This window comes from Cellulophaga geojensis KL-A, assembly GCF_000568425.1.
Classification (GTDB): Bacteria; Bacteroidota; Bacteroidia; order Flavobacteriales; family Flavobacteriaceae; genus Cellulophaga; species Cellulophaga lytica.
On sequence record NZ_ARZX01000005.1, the window covers coordinates 178,387 to 204,779 of the forward strand.

General features: G+C 32.5%; 24 protein-coding genes. 15 read left to right on the forward strand and 9 right to left on the reverse strand.

All coding sequences use genetic code 11. The features are described 5' to 3' along the window. From KLA_RS06205 to KLA_RS06225, 5 genes are all read right to left on the reverse strand, one after another. Entirely contained in the window at positions 1 to 744 is a 744-nt protein-coding gene (locus KLA_RS06205) for a rhomboid family intramembrane serine protease (protein WP_013619839.1), read from the reverse strand. Beyond that, positions 744 to 2,624 (reverse strand): DNA mismatch repair endonuclease MutL, encoded by a 1,881-nt coding sequence (gene mutL, locus KLA_RS06210; RefSeq protein WP_034644586.1) that lies wholly within the window; start codon positions 2,622 to 2,624, stop codon positions 744 to 746. Before mutL ends, KLA_RS06205 begins: the two co-directional genes overlap by 1 nt. Beyond that, the gene (locus KLA_RS06215) at positions 2,624 to 2,914 is read right to left on the reverse strand and encodes a hypothetical protein (RefSeq protein ID WP_013619841.1); all 291 of its coding nucleotides are present in this window, start codon (positions 2,912 to 2,914) and stop codon (positions 2,624 to 2,626) included. Before KLA_RS06215 ends, mutL begins: the two co-directional genes overlap by 1 nt. Before the next feature lie 175 nt (positions 2,915 to 3,089). Then, positions 3,090 to 3,572 carry a 6,7-dimethyl-8-ribityllumazine synthase gene (gene ribH, locus KLA_RS06220; RefSeq protein WP_034644587.1) on the reverse strand — a complete coding sequence of 161 codons (483 nt, stop codon included), beginning with the start codon at positions 3,570 to 3,572 and terminating at the stop codon, positions 3,090 to 3,092. A 7-nt stretch (positions 3,573 to 3,579) separates the two neighbouring features. Then, on the reverse strand, positions 3,580 to 4,341 hold the full coding sequence (locus tag KLA_RS06225; RefSeq protein WP_013619843.1) for a tetratricopeptide repeat protein: 762 nt from the start codon (positions 4,339 to 4,341) through the stop codon (positions 3,580 to 3,582). A 124-nt stretch (positions 4,342 to 4,465) separates the two neighbouring features. On the opposite strand from KLA_RS06225, the gene recF reads away from it, so the two are divergent. The 3 genes from recF (at position 4,466) to KLA_RS06240 (ending at position 6,393) form a co-directional block, all read left to right on the forward strand. Then, positions 4,466 to 5,545 carry a DNA replication/repair protein RecF gene (recF, locus tag KLA_RS06230; RefSeq protein WP_013619844.1) on the forward strand — a complete coding sequence of 360 codons (1,080 nt, stop codon included), beginning with the start codon at positions 4,466 to 4,468 and terminating at the stop codon, positions 5,543 to 5,545. A 126-nt stretch (positions 5,546 to 5,671) separates the two neighbouring features. Then, positions 5,672 to 6,097, forward strand: coding sequence for a hypothetical protein (locus KLA_RS06235; protein ID WP_034644588.1), 426 nt, complete (start codon positions 5,672 to 5,674; stop codon positions 6,095 to 6,097). Next, entirely contained in the window at positions 6,097 to 6,393 is a 297-nt protein-coding gene (locus KLA_RS06240) for a DUF721 domain-containing protein (RefSeq protein WP_013619846.1), read from the forward strand. Before KLA_RS06235 ends, KLA_RS06240 begins: the two co-directional genes overlap by 1 nt. 74 nt (positions 6,394 to 6,467) lie before the next feature. On the opposite strand, the gene KLA_RS06245 is transcribed toward KLA_RS06240, so the two are convergent. Together KLA_RS06245 and KLA_RS06250 are read right to left on the reverse strand one after the other, a co-directional pair. Then, positions 6,468 to 6,887 carry a nucleoside-diphosphate kinase gene (locus tag KLA_RS06245; protein ID WP_013619847.1) on the reverse strand — a complete coding sequence of 140 codons (420 nt, stop codon included), beginning with the start codon at positions 6,885 to 6,887 and terminating at the stop codon, positions 6,468 to 6,470. Positions 6,888 to 7,000: 113 nt separating this feature from the next. Further along, positions 7,001 to 8,035 carry an alkaline phosphatase D family protein gene (locus KLA_RS06250; RefSeq protein WP_034644589.1) on the reverse strand — a complete coding sequence of 345 codons (1,035 nt, stop codon included), beginning with the start codon at positions 8,033 to 8,035 and terminating at the stop codon, positions 7,001 to 7,003. Between the two features lie 151 nt (positions 8,036 to 8,186). Here KLA_RS06250 and KLA_RS06255 point away from each other — a divergent pair, with 151 nt between their 5' ends. The 4 genes from KLA_RS06255 to KLA_RS06270 all read left to right on the forward strand — a co-directional run bounded on the left by KLA_RS06255 (position 8,187) and on the right by KLA_RS06270 (position 12,147). Beyond that, positions 8,187 to 9,206: a DHH family phosphoesterase gene (locus KLA_RS06255; RefSeq protein WP_034644590.1), complete on the forward strand. Its 1,020-nt coding sequence runs from the start codon at positions 8,187 to 8,189 to the stop codon at positions 9,204 to 9,206. Next, on the forward strand, positions 9,203 to 9,748 hold the full coding sequence (gldI, locus tag KLA_RS06260; protein WP_034644591.1) for a gliding motility-associated peptidyl-prolyl isomerase GldI: 546 nt from the start codon (positions 9,203 to 9,205) through the stop codon (positions 9,746 to 9,748). Before KLA_RS06255 ends, gldI begins: the two co-directional genes overlap by 4 nt. A gap of 21 nt (positions 9,749 to 9,769) precedes the next feature. Next, a complete protein-coding gene (locus tag KLA_RS06265) occupies positions 9,770 to 10,945 on the forward strand; it encodes a peptidylprolyl isomerase (protein ID WP_034644592.1) in 1,176 nt (391 codons plus the stop codon). A 125-nt stretch (positions 10,946 to 11,070) separates the two neighbouring features. Beyond that, positions 11,071 to 12,147 carry a glycoside hydrolase family 5 protein gene (locus KLA_RS06270; RefSeq protein WP_034644593.1) on the forward strand — a complete coding sequence of 359 codons (1,077 nt, stop codon included), beginning with the start codon at positions 11,071 to 11,073 and terminating at the stop codon, positions 12,145 to 12,147. A gap of 73 nt (positions 12,148 to 12,220) precedes the next feature. Here KLA_RS06270 and KLA_RS06275 read toward each other — a convergent pair whose 3' ends face one another. Further along, entirely contained in the window at positions 12,221 to 13,672 is a 1,452-nt protein-coding gene (locus KLA_RS06275) for an aminoacyl-histidine dipeptidase (RefSeq protein WP_034644594.1), read from the reverse strand. A 76-nt stretch (positions 13,673 to 13,748) separates the two neighbouring features. Here KLA_RS06275 and KLA_RS06280 point away from each other — a divergent pair, with 76 nt between their 5' ends. The 3 genes from KLA_RS06280 (at position 13,749) to KLA_RS06290 (ending at position 19,237) form a co-directional block, all read left to right on the forward strand. Continuing rightward, positions 13,749 to 14,816 (forward strand): DUF3810 domain-containing protein, encoded by a 1,068-nt coding sequence (locus tag KLA_RS06280; protein WP_034644608.1) that lies wholly within the window; start codon positions 13,749 to 13,751, stop codon positions 14,814 to 14,816. A gap of 137 nt (positions 14,817 to 14,953) precedes the next feature. Then, entirely contained in the window at positions 14,954 to 17,911 is a 2,958-nt protein-coding gene (locus tag KLA_RS06285) for an amidohydrolase family protein (protein WP_034644595.1), read from the forward strand. A 30-nt stretch (positions 17,912 to 17,941) separates the two neighbouring features. Continuing rightward, a complete protein-coding gene (locus KLA_RS06290; protein ID WP_034644596.1) occupies positions 17,942 to 19,237 on the forward strand; it encodes an amidohydrolase family protein in 1,296 nt (431 codons plus the stop codon). Positions 19,238 to 19,315: 78 nt separating this feature from the next. On the opposite strand, the gene KLA_RS06295 is transcribed toward KLA_RS06290, so the two are convergent. Next, positions 19,316 to 20,125, reverse strand: coding sequence for a DUF6503 family protein (locus tag KLA_RS06295; protein WP_034644597.1), 810 nt, complete (start codon positions 20,123 to 20,125; stop codon positions 19,316 to 19,318). A gap of 88 nt (positions 20,126 to 20,213) precedes the next feature. Between KLA_RS06295 and KLA_RS06300 the strand changes: the two genes are divergently transcribed. From KLA_RS06300 to KLA_RS06320, 5 genes are read left to right on the forward strand one after another with little or no spacing between them, the layout of a single operon-like run. Beyond that, positions 20,214 to 21,017 carry a TrmH family RNA methyltransferase gene (locus tag KLA_RS06300; RefSeq protein ID WP_034644609.1) on the forward strand — a complete coding sequence of 268 codons (804 nt, stop codon included), beginning with the start codon at positions 20,214 to 20,216 and terminating at the stop codon, positions 21,015 to 21,017. A gap of 46 nt (positions 21,018 to 21,063) precedes the next feature. Continuing rightward, a complete protein-coding gene (locus KLA_RS06305) occupies positions 21,064 to 22,290 on the forward strand; it encodes a M48 family metallopeptidase (protein ID WP_013619859.1) in 1,227 nt (408 codons plus the stop codon). A gap of 43 nt (positions 22,291 to 22,333) precedes the next feature. After that, on the forward strand, positions 22,334 to 24,538 hold the full coding sequence (locus tag KLA_RS06310; protein ID WP_013619860.1) for a RelA/SpoT family protein: 2,205 nt from the start codon (positions 22,334 to 22,336) through the stop codon (positions 24,536 to 24,538). 42 nt (positions 24,539 to 24,580) lie between these two features. After that, positions 24,581 to 25,030 carry a Fur family transcriptional regulator gene (locus KLA_RS06315; RefSeq protein ID WP_013619861.1) on the forward strand — a complete coding sequence of 150 codons (450 nt, stop codon included), beginning with the start codon at positions 24,581 to 24,583 and terminating at the stop codon, positions 25,028 to 25,030. 13 nt (positions 25,031 to 25,043) lie between these two features. Then, a complete protein-coding gene (locus tag KLA_RS06320) occupies positions 25,044 to 26,315 on the forward strand; it encodes an adenylosuccinate synthase (protein WP_013619862.1) in 1,272 nt (423 codons plus the stop codon). The last annotated feature ends 78 nt before the right edge of the window (positions 26,316 to 26,393 follow it).

The window sequence follows — 26,393 nt, forward strand, 5'->3', positions numbered from 1 at the left end:
TTAATTCCAGCGATTGTTATTAAACTGATTTTTTTTCCAGTACCACATCATTATAAAACCAAATATAGCACCACCTATATGTGCAAAATGTGCAATACCTCCGCCAAATAAAGAATAGCCTGTTAAGCCTGAAAACAAATCTATACCAATTAAAACAGGAATAAAGTACTTAGCTTTTATAGGTATAGGTAAAAATATCATCATTAATTCTGCATTAGGGAACATCATACCAAAAGCAACTAAAATACCATAAATAGCACCAGAAGCACCTACAGCAGGCGTGTTATATGCGCTTAAAAAATTATCTATTGTACTTTTAGATGCTACGTTATACCAATCTGGCATATATTTTCCTTCAGCAACAATACCCATTACTTGCTCTTTAGAAACACCAGAGTTTACAATGGCATCTAAACCTTGGTTAAAGTAAAAATAGTTAACACCTGTATGTATTAACGCCGCACCAATACCTGCAGAAAAGTAAAAGAATAAGAACTTGTTTTTACCCCACATTTGCTCTAAAGGTGTACCAAAAGCATATAAAGCATACATATTAAATGCTATATGCATAAAACCACCGTGCATAAACATATGTGATACTAACTGCCATAGCTGAAAATTTTCATTTTCTGGAAACCACAAAGAAAACCATTGGTACATTTGGTCTCCTAATGTTTGTGTTGCTAAAAAGAAAATAACATTTATTATTATTAAATGTTTTATAACATCTGTAAGTCTACCCATTACATAAATTTTTTATCAATATCGTTTTCTGTGATGGTAACATAAATTGGTTTGTTAAACGGGCTAACCATAGACTCTGTACAAGCAAACAAATCGTTTACCAGCGCAGCCTGAGATAATTTATCTAGAACGTCTCCTGTTTTAACAGCCAAAGATTTACACAAAGCTTTACTTAAAATATCTGCTTGTGAAAAACCATCTGCACCAACATTTTGTTGGCAATCTGCCATTAATTCATCAAAAATAGTATCTACCTCTGCTTCTGCAACCATTGGCGGAATACCATTTATTTCTACTATATTTTCATTTATTTGTCCAAAAACAAAACCCATAGTAGTTAAATTGTCTTTTATATCTTTTAAAATATCAATTTCTGCTAAAGAAAATGACAATTGTATAGGAAAAAGTAGCTGCTGACTTAAACCTTCATTTAAAGTAACTGTTCTTAAAAACTTCTCGTACAGCACACGTTGGTGGGCTCTTCCTTGGTCTATAACAACCATACCAGATTTTATGGTAGTTACAATATACTTTCTTTTTAACTGAAAAGTAATTGCAGAAGTATCTAAATCATCTTCTGTATCATCAAAAATAGACTTTGCACTTACTTCAGACTCAAAACTTACTCCTTCAAAACCAGTAGATTTTACCTCTGTATTGGGCGTTTCTACATAAAGACTCTCCCAACTTTGCGGACTAGGCTTTTTGTAAGATGAAAAAGAACTTGAAGACGCCGAAGGGCTATTTCTAGCGGTTGTTGGCTTGGTTTCTTCTGCAAACGGATTAAAAGTTGAATCTACGGTTACCTTTGGTAAAACAGCATTTTTATTTTTATACTCGTATGGTGTTTGCAAATTACTATCATGATCAAAATCTAAAGTAGGCGCAACATTAAATTGCCCCAAACTATGTTTTATAGTAGACCTTAAAATAGCATACAACGTTTGTTCATCATCAAACTTCACCTCTGTTTTAGTTGGGTGTATATTTATATCTATTGATGAAGGATCTACCTCTAAATTTAAAAAATAACCAGGATGAGTCCCAGGTTTAATTAAGCCTTCAAAAGCAGCAAGTACTGCATAATGAAGATAATGACTTTTTATAAACCTGTTATTTACAAAAAAGTATTGTTCACCTCTACTCTTTTTAGCAAACTCAGACTTGCATATAAAACCAGAAACTTTTACAACTTGTGTATCCTCATTAACAGGAACCAATTTCTCATTAGACTTTTTTCCAAAAATATTTACTATTCTTTGTCTAAAATTAGATTCTGGCAAGTTAAAAAGTTCACTACCATTATTGTAGTAATTAAATGCTATAGATGGGTGAGCTAAAGCTACTCTATGAAACTCATCTGTAATATGGCGTAATTCTACGGCGTCTGACTTTAAAAAATTTCTACGTGCAGGAATATTAAAAAATAAGTGCTTAACAGCCAAAGAAGTTCCTTGTGGCGTAGCTACTACCTCTTGAGATTTAATTTCACTACCCTCAATTTCTATAGCAGTTCCAATTTCTTCGTTGGCAGTTTTTGTTTGCAAATCTACACGTGCTATTGCTGCAATAGAAGCTAAAGCTTCTCCTCTAAACCCTTTTGTGTTTAGATTAAACAAATCTTCTGCGCTTTGTATTTTAGATGTTGCGTGGCGCTCAAAACTAAGTCTTGCATCTGTAGCACTCATACCAATACCGTTATCTACAACTTGTATTAGAGATTTACCACCATCTTTAATTATTAATTTTATACTAGTTGCTCCTGCATCAATTGCATTTTCTAGTAGTTCTTTAACTACAGAAGCTGGTCGCTGAACAACTTCACCCGCTGCAATTTGGTTTGCAACGTGGTCCGGTAAAAGTTTTATGATATCTGCCATTATTTTATGGAGAATATTGAAAGATCAAAGTCTATAATGTATAAAAAAGCGAAAACCAAAACAGCTATTATAATTGCCATTCGTATTTTCATATTTCTGTCTCCCTCTTTACGCAGATCAGAAAAAGCGTTTCCAAACTTACTTTTTAATCCTTGTTTTGGGCCAACAGTTGTACGGTATTTATCTAGTTTATGCTGAATTTTATACGGGTTACCCTCACCTTTATCATCATAGTAACGAGGCTTATAGTCGTACGACTTATTTTTCCGTAATCTTGTAAATTTTCCCATAATAACTAGATTTTCAAAGGTACTTAAAAACACAAAAAATAGCACAGATACTATGCCAAAACTTGTTAACAAGTCAAATTAACATAAAAACAAAAAAGATGTATAAAAAAAATACTCTTAAAAAATCTTATTTAAAAGACTTTTTAAGAGTATTTAATAAGTGTATTTGGCAGTATTAGTTTCCTAAAGCAGCCATTTTTATTGCTGCTATTGCAGCTTCTGTTCCTTTATTACCGTGTTTACCTCCACTACGGTCTATTGCTTGTTGCAAGTTATTGTCTGTAAGTACACAAAAAATAACAGGTGTATCTGTTAAAACATTTAGGTCTTTTATACCCTGTGCTGTTGCACTACATACAAAATCAAAATGTTTAGTTTCTCCTTGTATAACACTACCAATAGCTATAACTGCATCTACTTTTTTAGTTGCAATCATTTTTTTACTACCGTAAGTAAGTTCAAAACTCCCAGGAACATCCCATCTTACAATGTTTTCTTTTACAGCTCCGCAATCTAAAAGAGCTTCTATAGCTCCATTATATAGCCCTTCTGTAACTTCTGTGTTCCATTCTGAAACAACAATCCCAAACCGAAAATCTTTCGCGTTTGGGATTGAAGTTTTATCGTATACTGATAAATTTTTATTAGCCGTAGCCATATCTATATTATTTAGCTTTTCCTATAAATGCATCAATTGTTGAAGCCTCTAAAGAAGTAGAAAATTCATTTTTCACTCTCTCAAAGTACTTTAATGCCTTATCTTTTTCACCTAACTCTAATGCTGCAACACCAGCTTTGTATAAATATCTTGGAGTTGTAAAATCGTTATCTCCCTGAGCAACTGCTTTTTCATAATACTCTAAAGCATCTTCAGTTTGGTTTAACTGCATAAAAGCATCACCTATACCACCTTTAGCTAAAGCTCCTAAAGTAACATTACTAGTACTAAAATCTTCTAAATGATTAATAGCCTCTTGGTAGTTTTTTAAATTTAAGTAAGCCATACCAGCAGAGTAATTTGCTAGGTTAGCAGTTGGTGTACCACCGTAATTTTTTATAATATCTAAAAATCCGTATTTACCTTCAGACCCGTTTAAGGCTAAAGTTAATAAAGAATCTTTATTCGCAGATGCATCATTTAACGCTTGGTCTAAATACTGTTGTGGGTAGTACATTTCGTTATTAGCATCGTTAATTTTAGGATTTTGAACAAAATTAACATAAGCTAAATAAGCTAAAACTCCAACAGCAATAACACCTATAACGCCTAAAATTGCTTTTTGATTTTTTGCAACCCACTCCTCAGATTTGGACGCACTTTCATCTAAAGTATTAAAAACCTCTGCAGTTGTACTATCTTGTTCTTGTATTTCTACTTCTTCTTCTTTAGTCTTTGGTTTGTATCCTCGCTTTTTATATGTAGCCATAGTTAATTTTATTAATCGCGCAAAAATAAAGTTTTTATTGAAATCTAAAACCTTATTTATTCGTTATTTTTCAATAATTTGCGACTTCTCTTATATTTTTAAAATAAAACTTGCCAAAAACAGAATGCTTTTAAAGAAATTATCGCTTGTAAATTATAAAAATTTTGACTCTAAAGAATTTGATTTTGACGCTAAAATAAACTGCTTTGTTGGCAGTAATGGCGTAGGAAAAACAAATATTTTAGATGCTATTTACCATTTATCTTTTGGCAAAAGTTACTTTAATCCTATTGCGTCACAAAATATAAAACACGGTGAAGATTTTTTTGTTGTTGATGGATTGTTTTTTAAAAACGATAGGGAAGAAAAAATTATTTGCAGTTTAAAAAAAGGTGCTAAAAAGGTTATTAAAAAAAATGGTAAGGCATATGATAAGTTTTCTGACCATATTGGTTTTTTACCGTTGGTAATTATTTCTCCGGCAGACCGCGACCTTATTTTAGAAGGTAGTGACACAAGACGTAAGTTTATAGACGGTGTAATATCTCAATCTAATAAAGAATATTTAACTGCTCTTTTAAAATATAATAAAATACTTTTACAACGTAATTCTCTTTTAAAATACTTTGCTGTAAACCATACTTTTGACAAAACTACACTAAGTGTTTATAATGAGCAATTACAAGAATATGGTACAATTATACACAAAGAACGTGTTGCATTTTTAAATGAATTTATTCCTATTTTTAAAGAACAATATGCTGCAATATCTGGCGGAAAAGAAGATGTAACAATTACATACAATAGCAAGCTACTAGACAAAGATTTACTGCAATTATTTAATGAAAGTTTAGAAAAAGATAGGGCTGTGCAATACACTACAGTTGGTACTCATAAAGATGATTTGTCTTTTGAAATTAACAATTACCCTGTAAAGAAATTTGGTAGCCAAGGGCAGCAAAAATCCTTTTTAATAGCCTTAAAACTGGCTCAATTTAACTTTATTAAAGCGCAAGCAAAAACAACTCCTATTCTATTGTTAGACGATATTTTTGACAAGTTAGATGAAAACCGCGTAGCACAAATTGTATCTTTAGTAGATGACGATAATTTTGGACAAATTTTTATTAGTGATACGCACGCAGACCGAACTGAAAATGTGGTAAAAAATATACACCAGAGTTACAAAATATTTAAAATATAACTAGTTATACTTACAGTTTATATTTTATATTCATAAAACAAAATAACATTAAAAGTTGCCGTTATTTTATACTTAAATTTGCATTTTCCAAGTCACTGTACATCCTTTAAACAAGAAACTTTAACAATGAAAAAGCTAGCAATTATATGTTTAACAATACTATTTATAGCCTGTAGCAACTCATCTACTGTAAAAAAAGAAGATATACACTTGCTTAATGGCTACTGGGAAATTACTCAAGTTTTTTTTGCTGATGGCAGCAGCAAAGAGTATAAAGCAAGCCCTATTATAGATTTTTTTGAAATTAATAACCAAAAAGGATTTAGAACAAAAGTACAGCCAAAAATTGGAGGCACTTTTACCACAAATAAAGATGTAGATAAAGTTACTATTACACAAAAACAAAGTACCTTTACCATAACATACAGCAATAACCTTACAGAAAGAGAAGAAGAGTTATTAAGCCTTACCAAAAACTCTTTTACAGTTAAGGATACAGAGCAAATTACATACGTTTACAAACGCTACCAACCTATACAAATAGAGCAATAATGGCAAAACGCAAAAAAGAAAATCTGCAATTAGGAGATCTTTTACAAGATTTTATAAAAGAAAATAGATTAGACCGTGGTATAGACGGTGTAGATACACGTGCTGCTTGGAAAAACCTTATGGGACCTGGTGTAAATAATTATACTACTGCTGTAGAATTACGTAATGGCACTTTGTACGTATCTCTAAGTTCTTCTGTATTAAGAGAAGAATTAAGTCACGGCAATTCAAAAATTATTAAAATGATAAATGAAGATTTAGGAAAAGAAGTGGTAAAAAAATTAGTACTACGTTAAATACTTTTCATTTTAAAACATAAAAAAACCATCAAGCAAAAACTTGATGGTTTTTTTTATGTTTTGGTATATATCTAGAAAATTTCTCTTCCAGAAAAATGGAAAGCTCCTTCAATAGCAGCATTCTCATCACTATCAGATCCGTGAACTGCATTTTCTCCTATAGAAGTTGCATATAATTTACGAATAGTACCTTCTGCAGCTTCTGCTGGGTTAGTTGCACCAATAAGAGCTCTAAAATCTTCAACAGCGTTATCTTTTTCTAAGATAGCAGCAACAATAGGACCTCTTGTCATAAATTCTACTAACTCTCCAAAAAACGGACGCTCGCTATGTACAGCATAAAATGCTTCTGCATCTCTTTTGCTTAACTGCGTATATTTCATAGCTACAATTTTAAAACCTGCAGATGTAATTTTTTCTAAAATACCACCAATGTGACCATTTTCTACACCGTCTGGCTTAATCATTGTAAAAGTTCTGTTTGTAATCATCGTCTTTTAAATTTTTTGCAAAAATAATGCTTTTAATATAACACGCAACAAATTAGTTTAAAAGCTTGTAAAGCAACTGTTACTAGATTGTTAGGTTAATGATATTAAGCTGCTTAGTAGGTTTGTTTTAATTCTCCTAGCACCTTACCATTATCACCTATCATTTTAAAGTTTACTGTTTTAGTGTCAAAATCAAAATTTAACAAACCAAAACTCTTAACATAAACTACTTCTCCTACCCTGTATGGATTTTCTTCTCCAGAAAAACCAGTGTAAGTATGTGTTAACCCACTACTTGTAAAATCTACCAGCGGATAATTTAAATCTTTTACTGTGTCTACAGAAAACTCAGATATATGTCGGTCTCCAGATAATATCATTGCTCCTTTAGCCTTAGTTTTTACTAAAAGTTTTTTAAGCTTGTCTACCTCATGCGGAAAATTTCCCCATCCTTCAAAACCGTGCTTGTTAGATAAATATTGTACACTACTAATTAAAATATTAAAATCTGCTTCAGAATTATTTAGCTCTTCTGTTAACCATTTCCATTGCTCTTCTCCTAAAATAGTTCCTTCTCCGTAAACATTTGGTTGCACACGCCTTTTGTTGTCTGTAGCTGGTGTTAGTGCTGTTCTAAAATAGCGCGTATCTAAAACTAATACCTTTACTTTTGCTTTTGGCAAGTTGTAATTATGTACTGCATAAACACCTTCTCTTTGTCTACGCGGACTATCTTTAGCAACATCCATAAAGTCTAAAAACTCTTGTTCACTTTCTTTTTTAGCCTTAAACTCTACTCCACCGTCATTTAAACCATAATCATGATCATCCCAAGTACCAATTACTGGTACAGTTTCTTTTAACTTTTTGTAACCAGGCACATTGTCTTGAGCTGCATATATAGCTCTTAACTGCTGCATATTATCTGTATCTGCATAAATATTATCTCCTCCCCAAATCCACAAATTAGGATTGGCTGCTAAAACATCATCCCACAAAGGGTTTACCTCATCATGTTTGTTACAAGATCCAAAAGCAATGGTAAAATCTGGCTTAGTTTCTGTAGTTACAGTAGTTTCTACAGGTTTTACTGTTTTACATGCGCTAAAAGCAACCAATAAACCAAGTACAAAAATAGTTTTCTTCAAAATATTAAAATTATAGTTTAAGTAACAATTTTAAGACTATTTTTTCACATACTAAAGCATTACATAAGGTATTAACCAAAACATAAGATTGGCAGTTATAAAAAGCTACCGGTATTTTGAGCATTTACTAAAAACACTATCTTTGGTGCATATGAATAAAGAAGATAGTAAAACGGTGAAGTCCTTACTTAGCTCACCACACAAAATAGTTATAATACCACACAAAAATCCAGATGGTGACGCCATAGGTTCTACCTTAGGACTAATGCATTACCTTAAAAACAAAGGACAACAAGCAGTTGTAATAGCTCCTAATGACTTTCCTAAGTTTTTAAAATGGATGCCAGGACAAGAAGAAATTATCATTTTTGAAAATGACAAAGAAGTAGCTGAAAAATATATTACAGAAGCTAGTATAATTTTTACACTAGATTTTAATCATTTATCTAGGGTTGGTTTTATGCAAGAAACCTTAGAAGCTGCAGAAGGTACCTTTATTATGATAGATCATCACCAAGCACCATCAGACTACGCAAAAGTTACATATTCTGATGTGCATATGAGTTCTACTTGTGAAATGGTATATAATTTTATTGAAGCCATTGAACAAGACACTAGCAAAATTACAAGTAAAATAGCAAACTGCTTGTATACTGGTATAATGACAGATACTGGATCTTTTAAATACTCATCTACAACAAGCAGAACACACCGCGTAGTTGCAGATTTAATTGATAGAGGAGCAGAAAATATGGCTATACACAATAAGGTGTTTGACACCAATTCTCCTAGTAGATTACATATTTTAGGTTGTGCCCTAAAAAATATGGTTATACTAGAAGATTACCATACTGCATACATTACACTTAGCCAAGAAGAGTTAGATGAAAATGAATTTAAAAAAGGAGATACAGAGGGTATAGTTAATTACGGACTTACTTTAGACAATATTATTTTTGCTGTTATTTTTATTGAAAATAAAGATGAAGGAATTATAAAAATATCATTTAGATCTCAAGGCAATTTTTCTGTAAACGAATTTGCAAGAGCGCATTTTGAAGGTGGCGGGCACGACAATGCTGCTGGTGGTAAAAGCAATGTTTCTTTAGAAGAAACCACAGCAAAATTTGTTGCTTTGTTAGACAGTTATAAAGATCAATTAAAAGGATGAAAAAAGTTATATACTTAGCACTAATACTTTGCTTTATAAGTTGTGATGGTCCAGAACCAAGAAGACCTATAGAAGTAAAAACAGGTAGTTACATAAAACAATCTATAAAACGAAATAAATTACTACTTGCAGAAGAAGAAGCAATTATACAACGAATAATAAAAAAAGATACTGCCCACAACTACATAAGTGGTACAAATGGAGCTTGGTATTTTTACAATAAAAAAAACCAAGAACAAACACAAACCATAAAACCAGATGATTTGGTTACTATGCGTTATAGTTTATTAGACCTTAATAATGATACTATTTATGGTTTTAATGAAATTGGGACCATACAATATAAAGTAGACAAGCAAGAACTATTTTTAGGCCTACGTACAAGTGTAAAACTCTTAAAAGAAAATGAGACTGCTACCTTTTTATTTCCTTCTTCTTTAGGCTACGGCTACCACGGAGACGATAATAAAATAGGAACCAACATACCTTTAAAAGCAGTAGTATCTATATTAAAAGTAGAAAAAGATAGTATTCTAAATTAAAAATCAACTAAAAAAGTAAAAATGAAAAAAAGTTTTTTAATCTTATTAATAGCTGTATCTGCAATGGTAGGCTGTAAATCTGGACAATATGCAGACTTAGAAGATGGGTTGTATGCAGATATAAAAACCAATAAAGGAGATATGCTAGTAAAGTTAGAGTACAATTTAGCTCCAGTTACTGTTGCTAATTTTGTTTCTTTAGCAGAAGGTAAAAGTCCGTTTGTTAGTGAAGAATACAAAGGTAAAAAATACTACGATGGTATTATTTTTCATAGAGTAATGAAAGATTTTATGATTCAGGGTGGAGATCCAACAGGAACAGGTATGGGTAACCCTGGTTATAAATTTAAAGACGAGTTTAACGATTCTCTTCGTCACACAAAAAAAGGTATTATATCTATGGCTAACTCTGGGCCCAAAACTAATGGCAGCCAGTTTTTTATTACTCACGCTCCTACTCCTTTCTTAGATGGTTTAGATGAGTTTGGTAATTTAAAAAATTGTGATAATCCTAGAGTTGGATGTCATTCTGTTTTTGGTGAAGTTGTTAAAGGTTTAGAAGTTGTAGACTCTATTGCAAATGTAAAAGTAGCTGCAAAAAACAGACCTTTAGAAGATGTTGTTATCTCTACCATAGAAATAGTAAAAAAAGGTAAAGAGGCTAAAAAGTTTGATGCAATTAAAGTAATGACAGCTTACTTTGAAGAAGAAAAAGAAGAAGAAAAAAGACAACTTGCTTTAGCTGAAGAAGCTAAAAAAACAGAAGCTGCTTTTGCTGCAGAAACTGCCGAGCAAATTAAAAAAGCAGAAACTTTACCTTCTGGCTTAAAAGTGCTTGTTTTAAAAGAAGGTACTGGTAAAAAACCAAAAATTGGACAAAAAGCTTTGGTAAACTATGCTGGTTGGTTAAGCAATGGCACTTTGTTTGATACCACAATGGAAGACGTTGCTAAAGAGTTTGGAAAATATGATATTATTTACAAAATGCACGGTAACGATTTAAGCCCATACCCAATGGAATACAGTCCAGAGTCTAGATTAACTGCTGGTTTTAAAGAAGGGCTATTACGTATGAGAGTTGGCGATAAAGTTCGTTTGTTTATTCCACCTCACTTAGGTTACGGAGAACAAGGAGGCGGACCAATACCTCCAAACGCCGATTTAATTTTTGATGTAGAAATCACTGGTATTCAATAAACTACACGTTTCTTAACAAAAAAGTTTCAATAAATTAAAAGACTGCTTTTGGCAGTCTTTTTTATTTGTAATACATTTACTACAAATAATTCTCCCCAAGTAAACCTTTAATAATAAAAAACGCTATGAAAACATTTGCATTAAAAACAGTATTACTCGTATTTTTTTTATCTTTTTTATCTTGTGACAATTCATCTAACGACCTAATAGATGCAATTAATGATAATAACGAAGAAACTAAAGAAGAAGAAAACACCAATGAAGATGAAAACAACAGTAACAACACTGCAAAAACTGTTGTAGATGCGTACGGACAACTACGCATTAAAGGAAGTAAAATTGTAGACAAAAATGACAACGCAATACAATTACGTGGTATGTCTTTATTTTGGAGCCAATGGATGCCACAATACTACACAACAGGCACCGTATCATGGCTAAAAGAGGATTGGAACGTTACCATTGTAAGAGCAGCTATGGCTGTAGAAGATAATGATGGTTACCTAAGCAACCCAGAAAGAGAAAAAGCTAAAATATTTACAGTTATAGATGCCGCTATAGAACAAGGTATTTATGTTATTGTAGATTGGCACAGTCACCACGCAGAAAATCACCTAAGTGAAGCAAAAAGTTTTTTTGCAGAAGTTGCCCAAAAATACGGAGACAAGCCTAACATTATCTACGAAATTTACAACGAACCTTTAGATGGTGTTTCATGGAACAACACACTTAAGCCATACCATGAAGCTGTTATTAAAGAAATTAGAAAGTATGACCCAGACAATATTGTAGTTTGTGGTACTAGAGTATGGTCTCAACGTGTTGATGAAGTAATTGGCAATGAAATTAATGATGCCAACGTAGCGTATACTCTTCATTACTATGCAGCTAGTCACAAGCAATATTTAAGAGATATTGCCAAACAAGCCATAGACAACAACTTGGCTATTTTTGTTACAGAATATGGCACAACAGAATATACTGGTGATGGGTATGTAGACACTGTAGAGAGTAAAGCTTGGTGGAAATTTTTAGATGATAACAAAATATCATGGTGTAATTGGTCTATAGCAGATAAAAACGAAAAATCTGCGGCATTAACTCCTGGAGCTAGTGGCAATGGTAATTGGAGCTTAGATCAAGTAACGGAATCTGGAAAATTAGTACGAACAGAATTAATAGAAAAGAATCCTACTTTTTAAATAAAACCTTAATACTAAAAATCCCCATTTGATGTTTTCAAATGGGGATTTTTTTATAAAGTTATATAATGCTTTAAGCCGGACTATTTTTTAGCACTTCTAAAGTAAATTTCCAAAACTTTTGTACAGAAGAAATACTAACACGTTCATCTGGTGAGTGAGCTCCTTTTATAGTTGGCCCAAAACTAATCATATCCATATCTGGGTAATTCTGACCTAAAATACCACACTCTAAACCAGCATGGCAAGCCACTACCTTTGCATCTGTACCAAAAACGGTTTTATACTGTGCACTTAACACTTTTAAAATAGCCGAATCTGGATTAGGATTCCATCCTGGATATTCACCACTAAAGTCTACCTTAAAATCTGCTAATTCAAAAGCAGACTTTAATGCGTTAGCTAAATCCATTTTTCCAGAGTTTACAGAAGACCTAGTTAGGCATCCTATTTTTATTGCTCCGTCTTTAACTATAACTCTTGCTATGTTGTTAGATGTCTCTACCAAATCTGCCATACTAGCACTCATTGCATACACACCGTTATGTGCTGTGTAAATACCACGTAACATTTTTTGTTGAGCCTCTTTTTCCATAACATTTTCTGGCAAGGCAACCTCTGTTAAAGAGATAATTAAATTTGGCTCCGTAACTTTCAATTCAGATTTAATAGTATTTACCAACTTTTCAAAATTAGCCAAAAACTCATCTGTAACTTTTACAGCAACAATAGCATTGCTTTCTCTTGGTATTGCATTACGCAAACTACCACCATCAATCTCAGAAATGGCCAAATCAGTATGTAAGCTTATGTTATAAAGCAGCCTATTCATTATTTTATTAGCATTGCCCAAACCACGGTGTATATCCATACCACTATGACCACCATTTAATCCTTTAACAGTTACTTTATATCCTGTAAAGTTTGCCTGCACAGGCTCTAATTCATAAATTCTTCTTGCAGTAATATCTACACCTCCTGCACAACCTATATCAATCTCATCATCTTCTTCTGTGTCTAAATTTAAAAGGATATCGCCTTGCAAAACGCCACCTTTTAACCCCATAGCACCAGTCATTCCTGTTTCTTCATCAATAGTAAATAAAGCTTCTAAAGCAGGGTGTGGTATATCTGTGCTTTCTAACAAAGCCATTATTGTAGCAACACCCATACCGTTATCTGCTCCTAACGTAGTTCCTTGAGCTCTAACCCAGTCACCATCTATGTACATTTGTATGCCTTGAGTATCAAAATCAAAAATAGTATCGTTATTTTTTTGGTGTACCATATCTAAATGAGACTGCAACGTAACCATTTTTTTATTTTCTAAACCTGGTGTTGCTGGCTTTCTAATAATAACATTACCAACCTCATCTTTTAAAGTTTCTAATTGTAAAGAAGCGCCAAAATCTAACATAAACTGTATAACACGTTCTTCTTTTTTAGAAGGTCTTGGCACTGCATTTAAGTCTGCAAATTTGTTCCAAACTGCTTTTGGTTCTAACTCTCTTATATCTTTACTCATTTCTTTTTATTTTCTAGGCCTCAAAATTACATAATAGAAAACGATTTTATGTCTTGTATTGTTTATTTTTGATGTAATGAAGTCAAAATTAAAAAATGGTATTGCTCTTTTGTTGCCTATACAAATAGTATTGGTAAAATGGTTGGCCAACTATCCTGCATTTATTGAAAAATATTACAGTAATGGTTTGTACCAATACACTTCTAAGTTTTTTAGGTATTTATTAGGTTGGATACCATTTTCTGTTGGCGATATTTTATACGCTGCATTAATTATATTTGCTCTTAAATACGTTATTAAAAAAAGAAAATATATAAAGCAAAAACCTCTCATTTTTTTAAGAAATATTCTGGTAGTTTTATCTATTGCTTATTTTACTTTTCATTTTTGTTGGGGGTTAAATTACTACAGAGAACCACTATACAAAACATTACAAATTAAAGAGAATCATTCTTTAGCAGAATTAGAATCTTTTGTTTCTAGGTTAATAGAAAAAACAAATACCATACATAAAACTATTACAGAAGACAGTACTAAAGCTGTTGTTATGCCCTATAACAAATCAGAGATTTATGATTTAACAACCGTAGGGTACACGGAATTACAAAAAAAATACCCATTTTTAAATTATCAAACACCTAGCTTAAAAACCTCTTTATATAGTACAGGTTTAAGCTATGCAGGCTACGGTGGCTACCTTAACCCTTTTACTAATGAAGCTCAGGTAAATGGCAAAATACCTCTGTACAGGTATCCTGTAATTGCAGGTCATGAAGCCGGACACCAAATTGGATATTCTGCAGAAAATGAAACCAATTTTATTGGGTATTTGGTAACTGCTAACAATACAGATATTTACTTTAAATATGCTGCCTACTCATACGCATTAAGCTATTGTTTAAGTGATATTAGATACAATAATCCAGAATTATTTAATCAACTTTATAGTAATTTAAATGTTGGAGTTAAAAAAAACTACCAAGAATTAAGTACTTTTTGGGGTAATTATGAAAACCCTATGGAGCCTGTTTTAAAATCTGTTTACAGCACTTTTTTAAAAGCAAACAACCAAACAGATGGTATGAAAAGCTACAGCAGAATTGTAACATTATTGGTTGCCTACCATCAAAAACACCCATTATAAAATATTAAGATCTATAGTATAGCGGTACATTTACATACGTACGCACAGTAATTTTAACATTTTATTACGATTTTCAAATGCCTGTTTACATATCTTTAGACAGACTAATTTACTAATCAACTCAAAAAGAAACCGATATGAGAATACGACTCCTATCGCTTGCCCTATTTTTGGCAAGTGCTACCGTGTTTGCACAGGATTATTTCCCTACAAACACTGGTGTAAAATCTAAAAACAACAATTACACCGCCTTTACAAATGCTAAAATATTTGTTACTCCTACACAAGTTGTAGAAAACGGAACTCTACTTATTAAAAACGGAAAAGTAGTACAAGTAGGTAAAAGTGTTACTGTACCTAAAAATACAGTAACTGTAAACCTAAAAGGAAAATCTATTTACCCTTCGTTTATAGATATTTACTCAGACTTTGGTGTAAAAAAGCCTAAAGCATCTGGCGGTAGATCTACACAGTATGAAGCTACAAGACACGGTTATTATTGGAATGACCATATAATGCCAGAAAATAATGCTATATCTGTTTTTAAGTTTGATGCTAAAAAAGCTGCTGAATACCAAAAAGCAGGTTTTGGTGTTGTAAACTCTCATATACAAGATGGTATTGCTCGTGGTACAGGTATACTTGTTACTTTAAATGATGATGGTACAAATAGCGACCGTATTTTAGATGACAAATCTGCACAATATTTTTCTTTAAATAGGAGCGCCATAAAAAAACAATCTTACCCTTCTTCATTAATGGGTTCTTTGGCTTTACTAAGGCAAATGTATTCTGATGCTGCTTGGTATGCAAATGGCAATAGTGACACAAAAGATTTGTCTTTAGAAGCTTTAAATAAAAATAAAGGTTTGGTTCAAATTTTTGAAGCTGGTGATAAGGGTCACGCTTTAAGAGCAGATAAAATAGGAGACGCAAACAATATACAATATGTAATTTTAGCTGGTGGTAATGAGTATGAGAGCATTGCAGATATTAAAGCTACAAATGCCACCTACATTGTACCTATTAACTTTCCAGATGCTTATGATGTATCTAACCCATACCAAGCAGATAATGTTTCTTTAGCAGATATGAGACGTTGGAACCAAGCACCTTCTAACCCAAAAGTACTAGCAGATAACAGTGTTCCTTTTACGTTTACTACGTATGACCTTAAATCTCCTGCTGCTTTTAAAAGTAAATTATTAAAAGCTATTGCATACGGTTTACCAAAAACAAAAGCTCTAGAGGCTTTAACAACTGTACCTGCGCAAATACTTGGTAAATCTAACCAAATAGGTTCTCTTAAAAGTGGCAGCTACGCAAACTTTTTAATTACTTCTGGTGATGTTTTTGACAAAAACACTACACTTTACGAAAACTGGGTTCAAGGACAAAAAAATGTAATAACAGATAAAGATGTTAAAGACATAAATGGAACCTATAATTTAGCTGTAGATGGCACAACTTATAAGTTAGAAATTAAAGGGGCTACAGATAAACCTTCTGCTACTTTAAAACAAGACTCTACCACTATTAAGTCTAAATTCTCATATAAAGAGAATTGGATAGATCTTGCCTTTGCCACAAATGAAGGAGAAAAAAGATATAGAATGACGGGTATTGTTACCCCTAACTCTAACAATATTAGCGGTAAATTAGTATTACCAAACGGAACTGAATCTACTTTTGTTGCTACAAAAACAGGAGATGTAGATAAAAAAGAGAAAAAGAAAAAAGAAACTACTACACCAGATTTAATGCCGGTTACCTACCCTAACGTTGGTTATGGTTACGCAAACAAACCAAAACAAGAAAACATATTGTTTAAAAATGCTACAGTTTGGACAAGTGAAGATGCTGGTATTTTAAAAAATACAGATGTACTTGTAAAAAAGGGTAAAATTGTAAAAATAGGTACCAACTTAAGTGCAGGTGGAGCAACAGTTATAGATGCAACTGGTAAGCATTTAACAGCTGGTATTATAGATGAGCACTCACATATTGCAGGCTTAAGTATTAATGAAGGCGGGCAAAATTCTTCTGCAGAAGTAAAAATGGAAGATGTAGTAGATAACGAAGATGTAGACATTTACCGCAATCTTGCTGGTGGTGTAACAACTATACAATTATTACACGGTTCTGCTAACCCTATTGGAGGGCGTTCTGCTTTATTAAAGTTAAAGTGGGGAGAAAGTGCAGATGAAATGATTTACGATAATTCTCCTAAATTTATAAAATTTGCTTTAGGTGAAAATGTAAAACAAAGCAACTGGGGCAGTCGTTCTCGTTTTCCTCAAACAAGAATGGGTGTAGAACAAATGTTTATAGATTACTTTCAACGTGGTAAGGAATATGACGAAAAGAAAAAAAGTGGTGAGCCATACCGTTATGATGAAGAAATGGAAGTAATTGCAGAAATAATTAACGGAGAACGTTTTATTAGTTGCCACTCTTACGTACAGTCAGAAATTAATATGTTAATGAAAGTTGCAGAAAAGTTCAACTTTAAAGTAAACACTTTTACACATATTTTAGAAGGTTACAAGGTTGCAGATAAAATGAAAGAACACGGGGTTGGAGCATCTACATTTAGCGATTGGTGGGCTTACAAGTATGAGGTTAATGATGCTATACCGTACAATGCAGCTATAATGCAAAGTCAAGGTGTTACTGTTGCTATTAACAGTGATGATGCAGAAATGTCTAGAAGGTTAAACCAAGAAGCTGCCAAAACTGTTAAATACGGAGATATGACAGAGCTTGAGGCTTGGAAAATGGTAACTATTAATCCTGCTAAATTATTACACCTAGACAATCGTGTAGGTAGTATTAAAGAAGGTAAAGATGCAGATTTAGTGCTTTGGAACAACCATCCACTATCTGTTTATGCAAAAGCAGAAAAAACATTAATAGAAGGTGTTGTATATTTTGATTTAGAAAAAGACAAACAACAAAGAACTGCTATTAAAAACGAAAGAAACAAGCTTATTACAATGATGCTTGAAGAAAAAGAAGGTGGCAAACCAACACAAAAGCCTATTAAGAAACAAAAACCTAAGTTCCACTGTGATACTATGGATGCTGAGTGGTAAACCTAATAGACAACATATAAAATAACAGAAATGAAAAAAATTATATACATACTGCTAGTATTTTGCTTTACCGCAAATGGGTTTGCACAACAAACACCAGCTAGCCCACAAAAAGAAGCCATTACCATAGAGGGTGCAGTTGCCCACTTAGGTGACGGTACAGTTATAGAAAACTCTCTTATTATGTTTGAAGGTGGTAAAATTACCTTTGTAGGAGATGCTAAAATGAGAATTGCTCGTAAAGGAAAGGTTATTAATGCTAAAGGAAAACATGTATACCCTGGTTTTATTGCTGCATGTACAGTTTTAGGTTTGGTAGAAGTAGATGCTGTAAGAGCTAGTGATGACCAAGCAGAAATTGGTGGAATGATACCACACGTAAGAAGTTTAATTGCTTATAACTCAGAATCTAAAGTAATAGAAAGTATGCGCCCTAATGGTGTACTTATGGCACAAATAGCTCCAAGAGGTGGTGTTATACCTGGTACATCTTCTGTAGTACAATTAGATGCTTGGAACTGGGAAGATGCTGCTGTAAAAACCGATGACGGTATACATTTACACTGGCCAAACTCATACAGAAGAGGCCGTTGGTGGCTAGGTGAACCAAGAGGTTTACAACCAAATAAAAATTACAAAAAAGACATTTCTAATGTGGTAGATTTTATTGTAAACGCTAAAGCTTATAATGAAACCACAGCCAAACCTTTTCATCAAGAGTTTGCTGCTATGGAAGGACTTTTTTCTGGAGAACAAAAATTATATGTGTATGCAGATGGTGAAAAAGAAATTATAGACGCTGTAACAACTTTAAAAGAAAATGACATTAAAAATGTTGTTTTAGTTGGCGGATATAATGCCTATAAAATTACAGACTTTCTAAAAAAACACAATATTCCTGTTTTAGTAAGAGCAATGCATAATTTACCAAGTAATAATGATGATGATTATGACTTACCATATAAAATGGCTAAGCTATTAACAGAAGGCGGATTGCTGGTTGGTATACAAAATAATGGTGAAGCAAATTTCCAGAACAGAAACTTACCTTTTTACGCTGGTCAAGCTGTAGCTTACGGTATGGAAAAAGAAGCTGCTTTGCAATTAATTACTAGTAATACAGCTAAAATTTTAGGAATTGATGATACACACGGTACGTTGGCTGTTGGCAAAAGTGCTACTTTATTTATTTCTGAAGGAGATGCCTTAGAAATGCGTACTAATAAACTACAAAAAGCTTTTATAGACGGTAGAGATGTGTCTTTAGAAACACACCAAACAGAATTGTATAAAAGATATATGGGTAAATATAATAGAGGAGAGTAATACTTTTGTCTACTTAAAAATAAAAGCCTCCAAAACATATTGTTTTGGAGGCTTTTTTATTTTGTGCGTTACAGTAACTTATTCCTGTATTTTACCCTCTACAAAAACTGCAGCTTCTGGCTTAGCAAAAAATGATGATGGCTTTGCCTCTTTACTAACCTCAATATTTTCAAATGTAACTGTATTTCTTGCATCTTTAATAACACCTTCTTTTACATTGTGCCACGTAATAGACTTTGGTAACAATAAACCATTTACAGTAGCCCAATCATTATAATGTATCCAACTGTACTTATTACTAACTTCTCCGCTTCTGTAACTAACGCTATAACCTAACCAAGCCATTTGCTTTGTATCCGGATCAAAATGTATAAAGTATAAATCTTTATAAGATGCTCCTACGCCAGGGTTGTAACTAATTTTTACTCCAGGATAACTTTTTCCCTCATAAACTACAGGTTCTGTTTCACCGTAAACAATACCATCATCACCTAAAACAAAAGGCATTGCATAAAAGTAAAACATAAGGTTATGGTAAAAAACAGCATCGCCTTTAAATTCTCCTTCAGTATCTAACAACCAAGTTTTAGAGCCGTTATGCCCAATAGTATGTTTTGGGGTAACTATTTTATCTTCTCTTGTGTGTAAGTTTATAGTATGTGTTTCTCTAGCATCTGGTTTAGGAATGTCAAAAACCAAACTTTTCATATTTTTCCAAGCATTTATACCTCCGTGAGCATCAAAAACTTGTTGCAACTCATTAGGGTAAGCGTTAATTTTTACTTCTAATATTTCCTTTGTCTCAGCTTTTTCTGTTGTAGTTTGTTTTTTTTCTTGTTTGCAAGAAACAATTAAAACAGAAAATAAGGCCAATGCTAAATACTTCATTTTTTAAAAAATTTAATTTATTAGTTATAATTTACAATTCGTCGTAATGCTAATCTATAATTTACAATATTACATTACTTTTGTTGTAATGAATACATTTAAACAAATAACAAGCTTACAAAATCCGCTAATTAAAAAAACTTTAGTACTAAAAGACAAGTCTAGAGAGCGTAAAAAAAGTAATCTTTTTGTGCTAGAAGGTGCCAGAGAGTTACAACTTGCTTTAAAAGGAAACTATAGTATTGAAACCTTGTTTTTTTGTAAAGATTTAATTTCTGAGCAGGCTATTACAGACTTAATTAAAAATAATAGCACTACAAATGTTATAGAGGTTAACTTAGATGTGTACCAAAAAATAGCATACAGAGCTACTACAGAAGGTGTAGTAGCACTTGTAAAAAGTAAAAATCATACTATAAACAACTTACTACTAAGCTCAAAAAAACCTCTAATTTTAATAGCAGAAGCTCCAGAAAAACCAGGTAATATTGGTGCGTTATTGCGTACAGCAGATGCTGCAAATTTAGATGCTGTTATTATTGCCAATCCTAAGACAGACCTTTATAATCCTAATATTATACGTTCTAGCGTAGGTTGCGTTTTTACTACTAAAATTGCAACGGGTACAACGTCTGAAATTATAGCGTACTTAAAAGAACATAATATTGCTACGTATTGTGCTGCGCTAACCGCTTCAAAAATATATACAACTGTAGATTATACCAGCGGATCTGCCATTGTAGTGGGTACAGAGGCAACAGGTTTATCTAAAGAGTGGTTAAGCAACTCTAACCAAAATATTATAATTCCTATGGAAGGCCAAATAGACTCTATGAACGTTTCTGTAGCTGCTGCTGTAGTTATTTTTGAAGCAAAACGACAAAGAAGTTAGTATTTACTATTTTTACAAAACCAAACCACCACCAATAACTATATTTATGAGTATTCTTTTTTATGTAATACTAAGCATTATTATACTGCAATTTGTAATAGATGCTGCTGTAGATTATTTAAACGCTAAAAAATTTAAAGAAGCTATACCACAGGAGCTAAACGGCATTTTTAATGAAGAAGAGTACATTAAATCTCAGCGTTACAAAACTGCAAACTATAGATTTGGTGTATTTTCTGGTAGTTTTTCAGTACTACTAACACTGTCGTTTTTAATTTTTGGAGGGTTTGCTTGGGTAGATAATTTTGCGCGTAGCATAACAGACAATCCTATTTTAGTTGCTATTATTTTTTTTGGTATTATAATGATAGGCAACAGTATTTTAAACGTACCCTTATCTTACTACAGCACCTTTGTAATAGAAGAAAAATTTGGGTTTAATAAAACTACTAAAAAGTTATTTTTTTTAGACCTAATTAAGAGTTGGTTTTTAACTGCCATTATTGGCGGTGCTCTTTTAGCATTAGTTATTTGGTTTTACAACTGGGCTGGCACAAATTTTTGGATATATGCTTGGGTGGCAATTTCTATTATTTCAATTTTCATGAATATGTTTTACAGCAAGTTAATTGTACCCCTTTTTAACAAACAAACGCCTTTAGAAAATGGTAGTCTTAAAACTAAAATTGAAGAATACGCTCAAAAAGTTGGTTTTGAACTCCAAAATATTTTTATAATAGATGGTTCTAAAAGATCTACCAAAGCTAACGCATATTTCTCTGGTTTTGGAAAACAAAAAAGAGTTACGTTGTATGACACGCTTGTTAAAGATTTAGACGAAGAGGAGATAATTGCCGTTTTAGCGCATGAGGTTGGGCATTACAAACGCAAGCATATTTTATTTAATTTAACTGCTTCAATTTTACTTACTGGTTTAACATTGTACATTTTATCAATTTTTATAAATACACCTAGTATTTCTTTAGCAATTGGTGTAACCGTACCTAGTTTTCATGCTGCTTTAATAGGTTTTGGCATATTGTACAGTCCTATATCAGAAACTACAAGCTTAATAATGAACTACTTATCTAGAAAATTTGAATACCAAGCAGATGATTATGCTAAAAAAACATACGCTTCAATGCCATTAATTACATCATTAAAAAAGCTGTCAAAAACAAGCTTAAGCAACCTTACACCCCACCCAGCATATGTTTTTATGAACTATTCTCACCCTACTCTAATTGACAGAATTAACAATTTAAAAAAATAATTTTTGTTGATTATTACCAAAGTTTAATGTAATTTTAGTTTATATGACAGAAGCTGAAATAGAAAAAGAAAACAAAGAAATTACACGCCAGTATAAAGAATTACTGCGCGTTAGTTACTTAACACTTTCTGATGAAGATAAAAAACTCATTAGATCTGCTTTTGAAATTGCTGTAGATGCACATAAAGATCAGCGCAGAAAATCTGGTGAAGCCTATATTTTTCATCCAATAGCTGTTGCAAGAATTGTAGCTTCAGAAATAGGGTTAGATGCTGTATCTATTGCCTCTGCCCTACTACATGATGTTGTAGAAGACACAGAATATACTCTGGCAGATATAGAGCGTTTGTTTGGTGAAACTGTAGCTAAAATTGTAGATGGCTTAACCAAAATTGCTCACCTAAAAAAGGATATGAATGTATCCCAACAGGCAGAAAATTTTAGAAAAATGCTTTTAACCTTAAATGATGATGTTAGGGTTATTATTATTAAAATAGCAGACCGTTACCACAATATGCTCACTATGGATTCTATGCCAGAGCATAAACAGTTAAAAATAGCTTCTGAAACACTTTATATTTATGCGCCTCTTGCACACAGAATTGGGCTTTACAACATAAAAACAGAACTTGAAGATTTAAGTTTAAAGTATACTGAGCCCGAAGTCTACAATGACATTCAGGATAAAATTGAAGAAACTAAAGAAGAGCAACAAGAGTACATTGACTCTTTCTCACATACCATACAAGACTCTTTAGATAAAGAAGGGTTAAATTACACCATTAAAGGCCGTATGAAGTCTATTTTTTCTATTCGTAGAAAAATGAAAGTACAAAATGTGCCTTTTGATGAAATTTATGACAAGTTTGCTATTCGTATTATTTACAAATCAGATAAAGCAAATGAAAAGTTTTTAGCGTGGAAAATTTACTCTGTAGTAACAGACAATTTTACTCCTAACCCCGTACGTTTACGAGATTGGATATCTTCTCCTAAATCTACAGGTTATGAAGCCTTGCACATTACCGTTATGGGACCAGATGCCAAATGGGTAGAGGTGCAAATACGTAGTGAGCGTATGCATGAAATTGCAGAAAAAGGTTATGCTGCACACTTCAAATACAAACACGGAGACCAAAAGGAACAAGGTATAGAAGTTTGGTTAAACAGACTACAAGAAGCATTAGAAAATGCAAATACAAATGCAGTAGATTTTGTTGAAGAGTTTAAACTAAACCTCTACTCTAAAGAAATATTTGTTTTTACACCTCAAGGAGATTTAAAATCCTTACCAAAAGGTGCTACATCTTTAGATTTTGCTTTTCATATACACTCAGAAATTGGATTAAAAACCAGAGGAACAAAAGTAAATGGTAAGCTTGTACCTTTAAATACTATTTTGCATAGTGGAGACCAAGTAGAGGTTATTACATCAGAAAAAAGTAAACCCAACCAAAGTTGGTTAGACTATGCGACAACGGCACGTGCAAGATCTAAAATTAAATCTTCTTTAAGAGAAGAGAAAAAAGAAATTGCAGAAGAAGGCAAAGAAATTTTACGTCGTAAATTAAAATCGCAAAAAATTAGTTTTAATGAAGATACCATTAACAAAATGGTGTATCATTTTAAACTAAGAACCAGCTTAGATTTATTTTACAGAATTGCCACTGGATCTATAGATAATAACCAAATAAAAGAATTTGCATCATCTTATAGCAACGCCTTTATTAGTTTCTTTAAAAATAGAATTAGAAGAAATACGGCTCCAGACAATATAGATAAAGAAGAGATTACTGCAAAGTATGACCAGTTAGTGTTTGGTAAAGAAGAAGAAAAACTAAAGTATAAGCTATCACAATGTTGTAACCCTATACCTGGTGATGATGTATTTGGTTTTATTAGTGTAAATGAAGGTATTAAAGTGCACACAAAAAATTGCCCAAATGCCATATCTTTACAATCTAATTATGCATATAGAATTATACAGGCTAAGTGGATAGATTCTTCACAACAAGAATTTACAGCAAACATAAAACTAACAGGAATAGACAATATTGGTTTAATTAGCGACTTAACTTCAATTATTTCTCAACAAATGCACGTGAACATGAGAAGCGTTAACTTTAGTACAGATGGCGGCACTTTCTCAGGAAAAATCACGGTTGTAGTTAAAAATAATTCTATCTTAATTAAGCTTATTAACAATTTAAAGAAAATTAACGGTATAGATAAAGTAGTTAGACTTTAAAATTTACACTACATTTGCAAACCGAAAAGCTGTAGAAATACTATGGGTAGTAACAAAAATCAAGACATTGTAAAGAATGTCTTCACGACTTTTTTAGAGGAAAACGGACACAGAAAAACACCCGAACGCTACGCTATACTCCAAGAAATTTACGAAAGTGAAGATCATTTTGATATAGAATCTCTTTATATTAAAATGAAAAACAAAAACTATAGAGTAAGTAGAGCAACCTTATACAACACTATTGAACTTTTATTAGATTGTAAATTGGTACGTAAGCACCAGTTTGGCAAAAATCAGGCTCAATATGAGAAATCTTATTTTGATAGGCAACATGATCATGTTATACTAACAGATACGGGTGAGGTAATGGAGTTTTGTGACCCTAGAATACAGTCAATTAAAAAAACAATAGAGGATGTGTTTGATATTAAAATAACAAACCACTCGCTATACTTTTACGGAACAAAAAATAAAAAAGAAAACAACTAACCAATTACAAGTAATGGCAGTAGATTTACTACTAGGACTCCAATGGGGAGACGAAGGAAAAGGAAAAATTGTTGATGTACTAACTAAAGATTACGATATTATTGCGCGTTTTCAGGGTGGACCAAATGCTGGTCACACCTTAGAATTTGACGGCATTAAACACGTGCTTAGAACAATTCCATCTGGAATTTTCCACAAAAAAGCAATGAACGTTATTGGTAACGGTGTTGTAATAGATCCAGTTGTTTTTGTTAAAGAACTAGAAGGTTTAGATCAATTTAATATAGACTATAAGGCTAAACTAATTATATCTAGAAAAGCACATTTAATTTTACCAACACACCGTTTGTTAGATGCTGCATCTGAAGCATCTAAAGGAAAAGCTAAAATTGGTTCTACATTAAAAGGTATTGGTCCAACTTATATGGACAAAACTGGTAGAAACGGTATGCGTGTTGGCGATTTAGAATTGGATTCTTGGAAAGAAAAGTACCGTCATTTAGCAGATAAGCATGAAACTATGATTAGTTTCTACAATGTAGATGTACAGTATGATTTAGAAGAAATGGAAGTTGAGTTTTTTGATGCTGTAGAGCGTTTAAAAGAATTAACTTTTATAGATAGTGAAGAGTATTTAAACCAAGCTATTAAAGAAGGTAAAACTATTTTAGCAGAAGGTGCACAAGGGTCTTTATTAGATATTGATTTTGGTACGTACCCATTTGTAACTTCTTCTAACACAACAGCAGCTGGTGCTTGCACTGGTTTGGGCATTGCTCCTAACAAAGTAAAAGAAGTATACGGTATTTTTAAAGCTTACACTACACGTGTTGGTTCTGGCCCATTCCCTACAGAATTGTTTGATGAAGTTGGAGCTAATATGGCTAAAGTAGGTCATGAGTTTGGCGCAGTAACTGGTAGACCTCGCCGTTGTGGTTGGTTAGACCTTGTTGCTCTAAAATATGCCTGCCAAGTTAACGGTGTTACACAATTAAATATGATGAAGGGCGATGTACTTTCTGGTTTTGACAGCCTACAAGTATGTACTGCTTATGAGTATAAAGGAGAAACAATTTCTCATTTACCTTATAATATAGAACCTGAAAATGTAAAACCTATTTACACAGAGTTTCCTTGTTGGAAAGAAGATTTAACCAAAATGACAGATCCATCTCAGTTTCCAAAAGAATTAAATGAGTATATAGATTTTCTAGAAAAAGAATTAGAAATTCCTATTAAAATTATTTCTGTTGGTCCAGATAGAAAACAGACAATTAATAGATAAACATAAAAAGCCACATTTTAAAAATGTGGCTTTTTTTTACGCTACAATTGTCCCGTCCTAACATAGCGATACACTAAA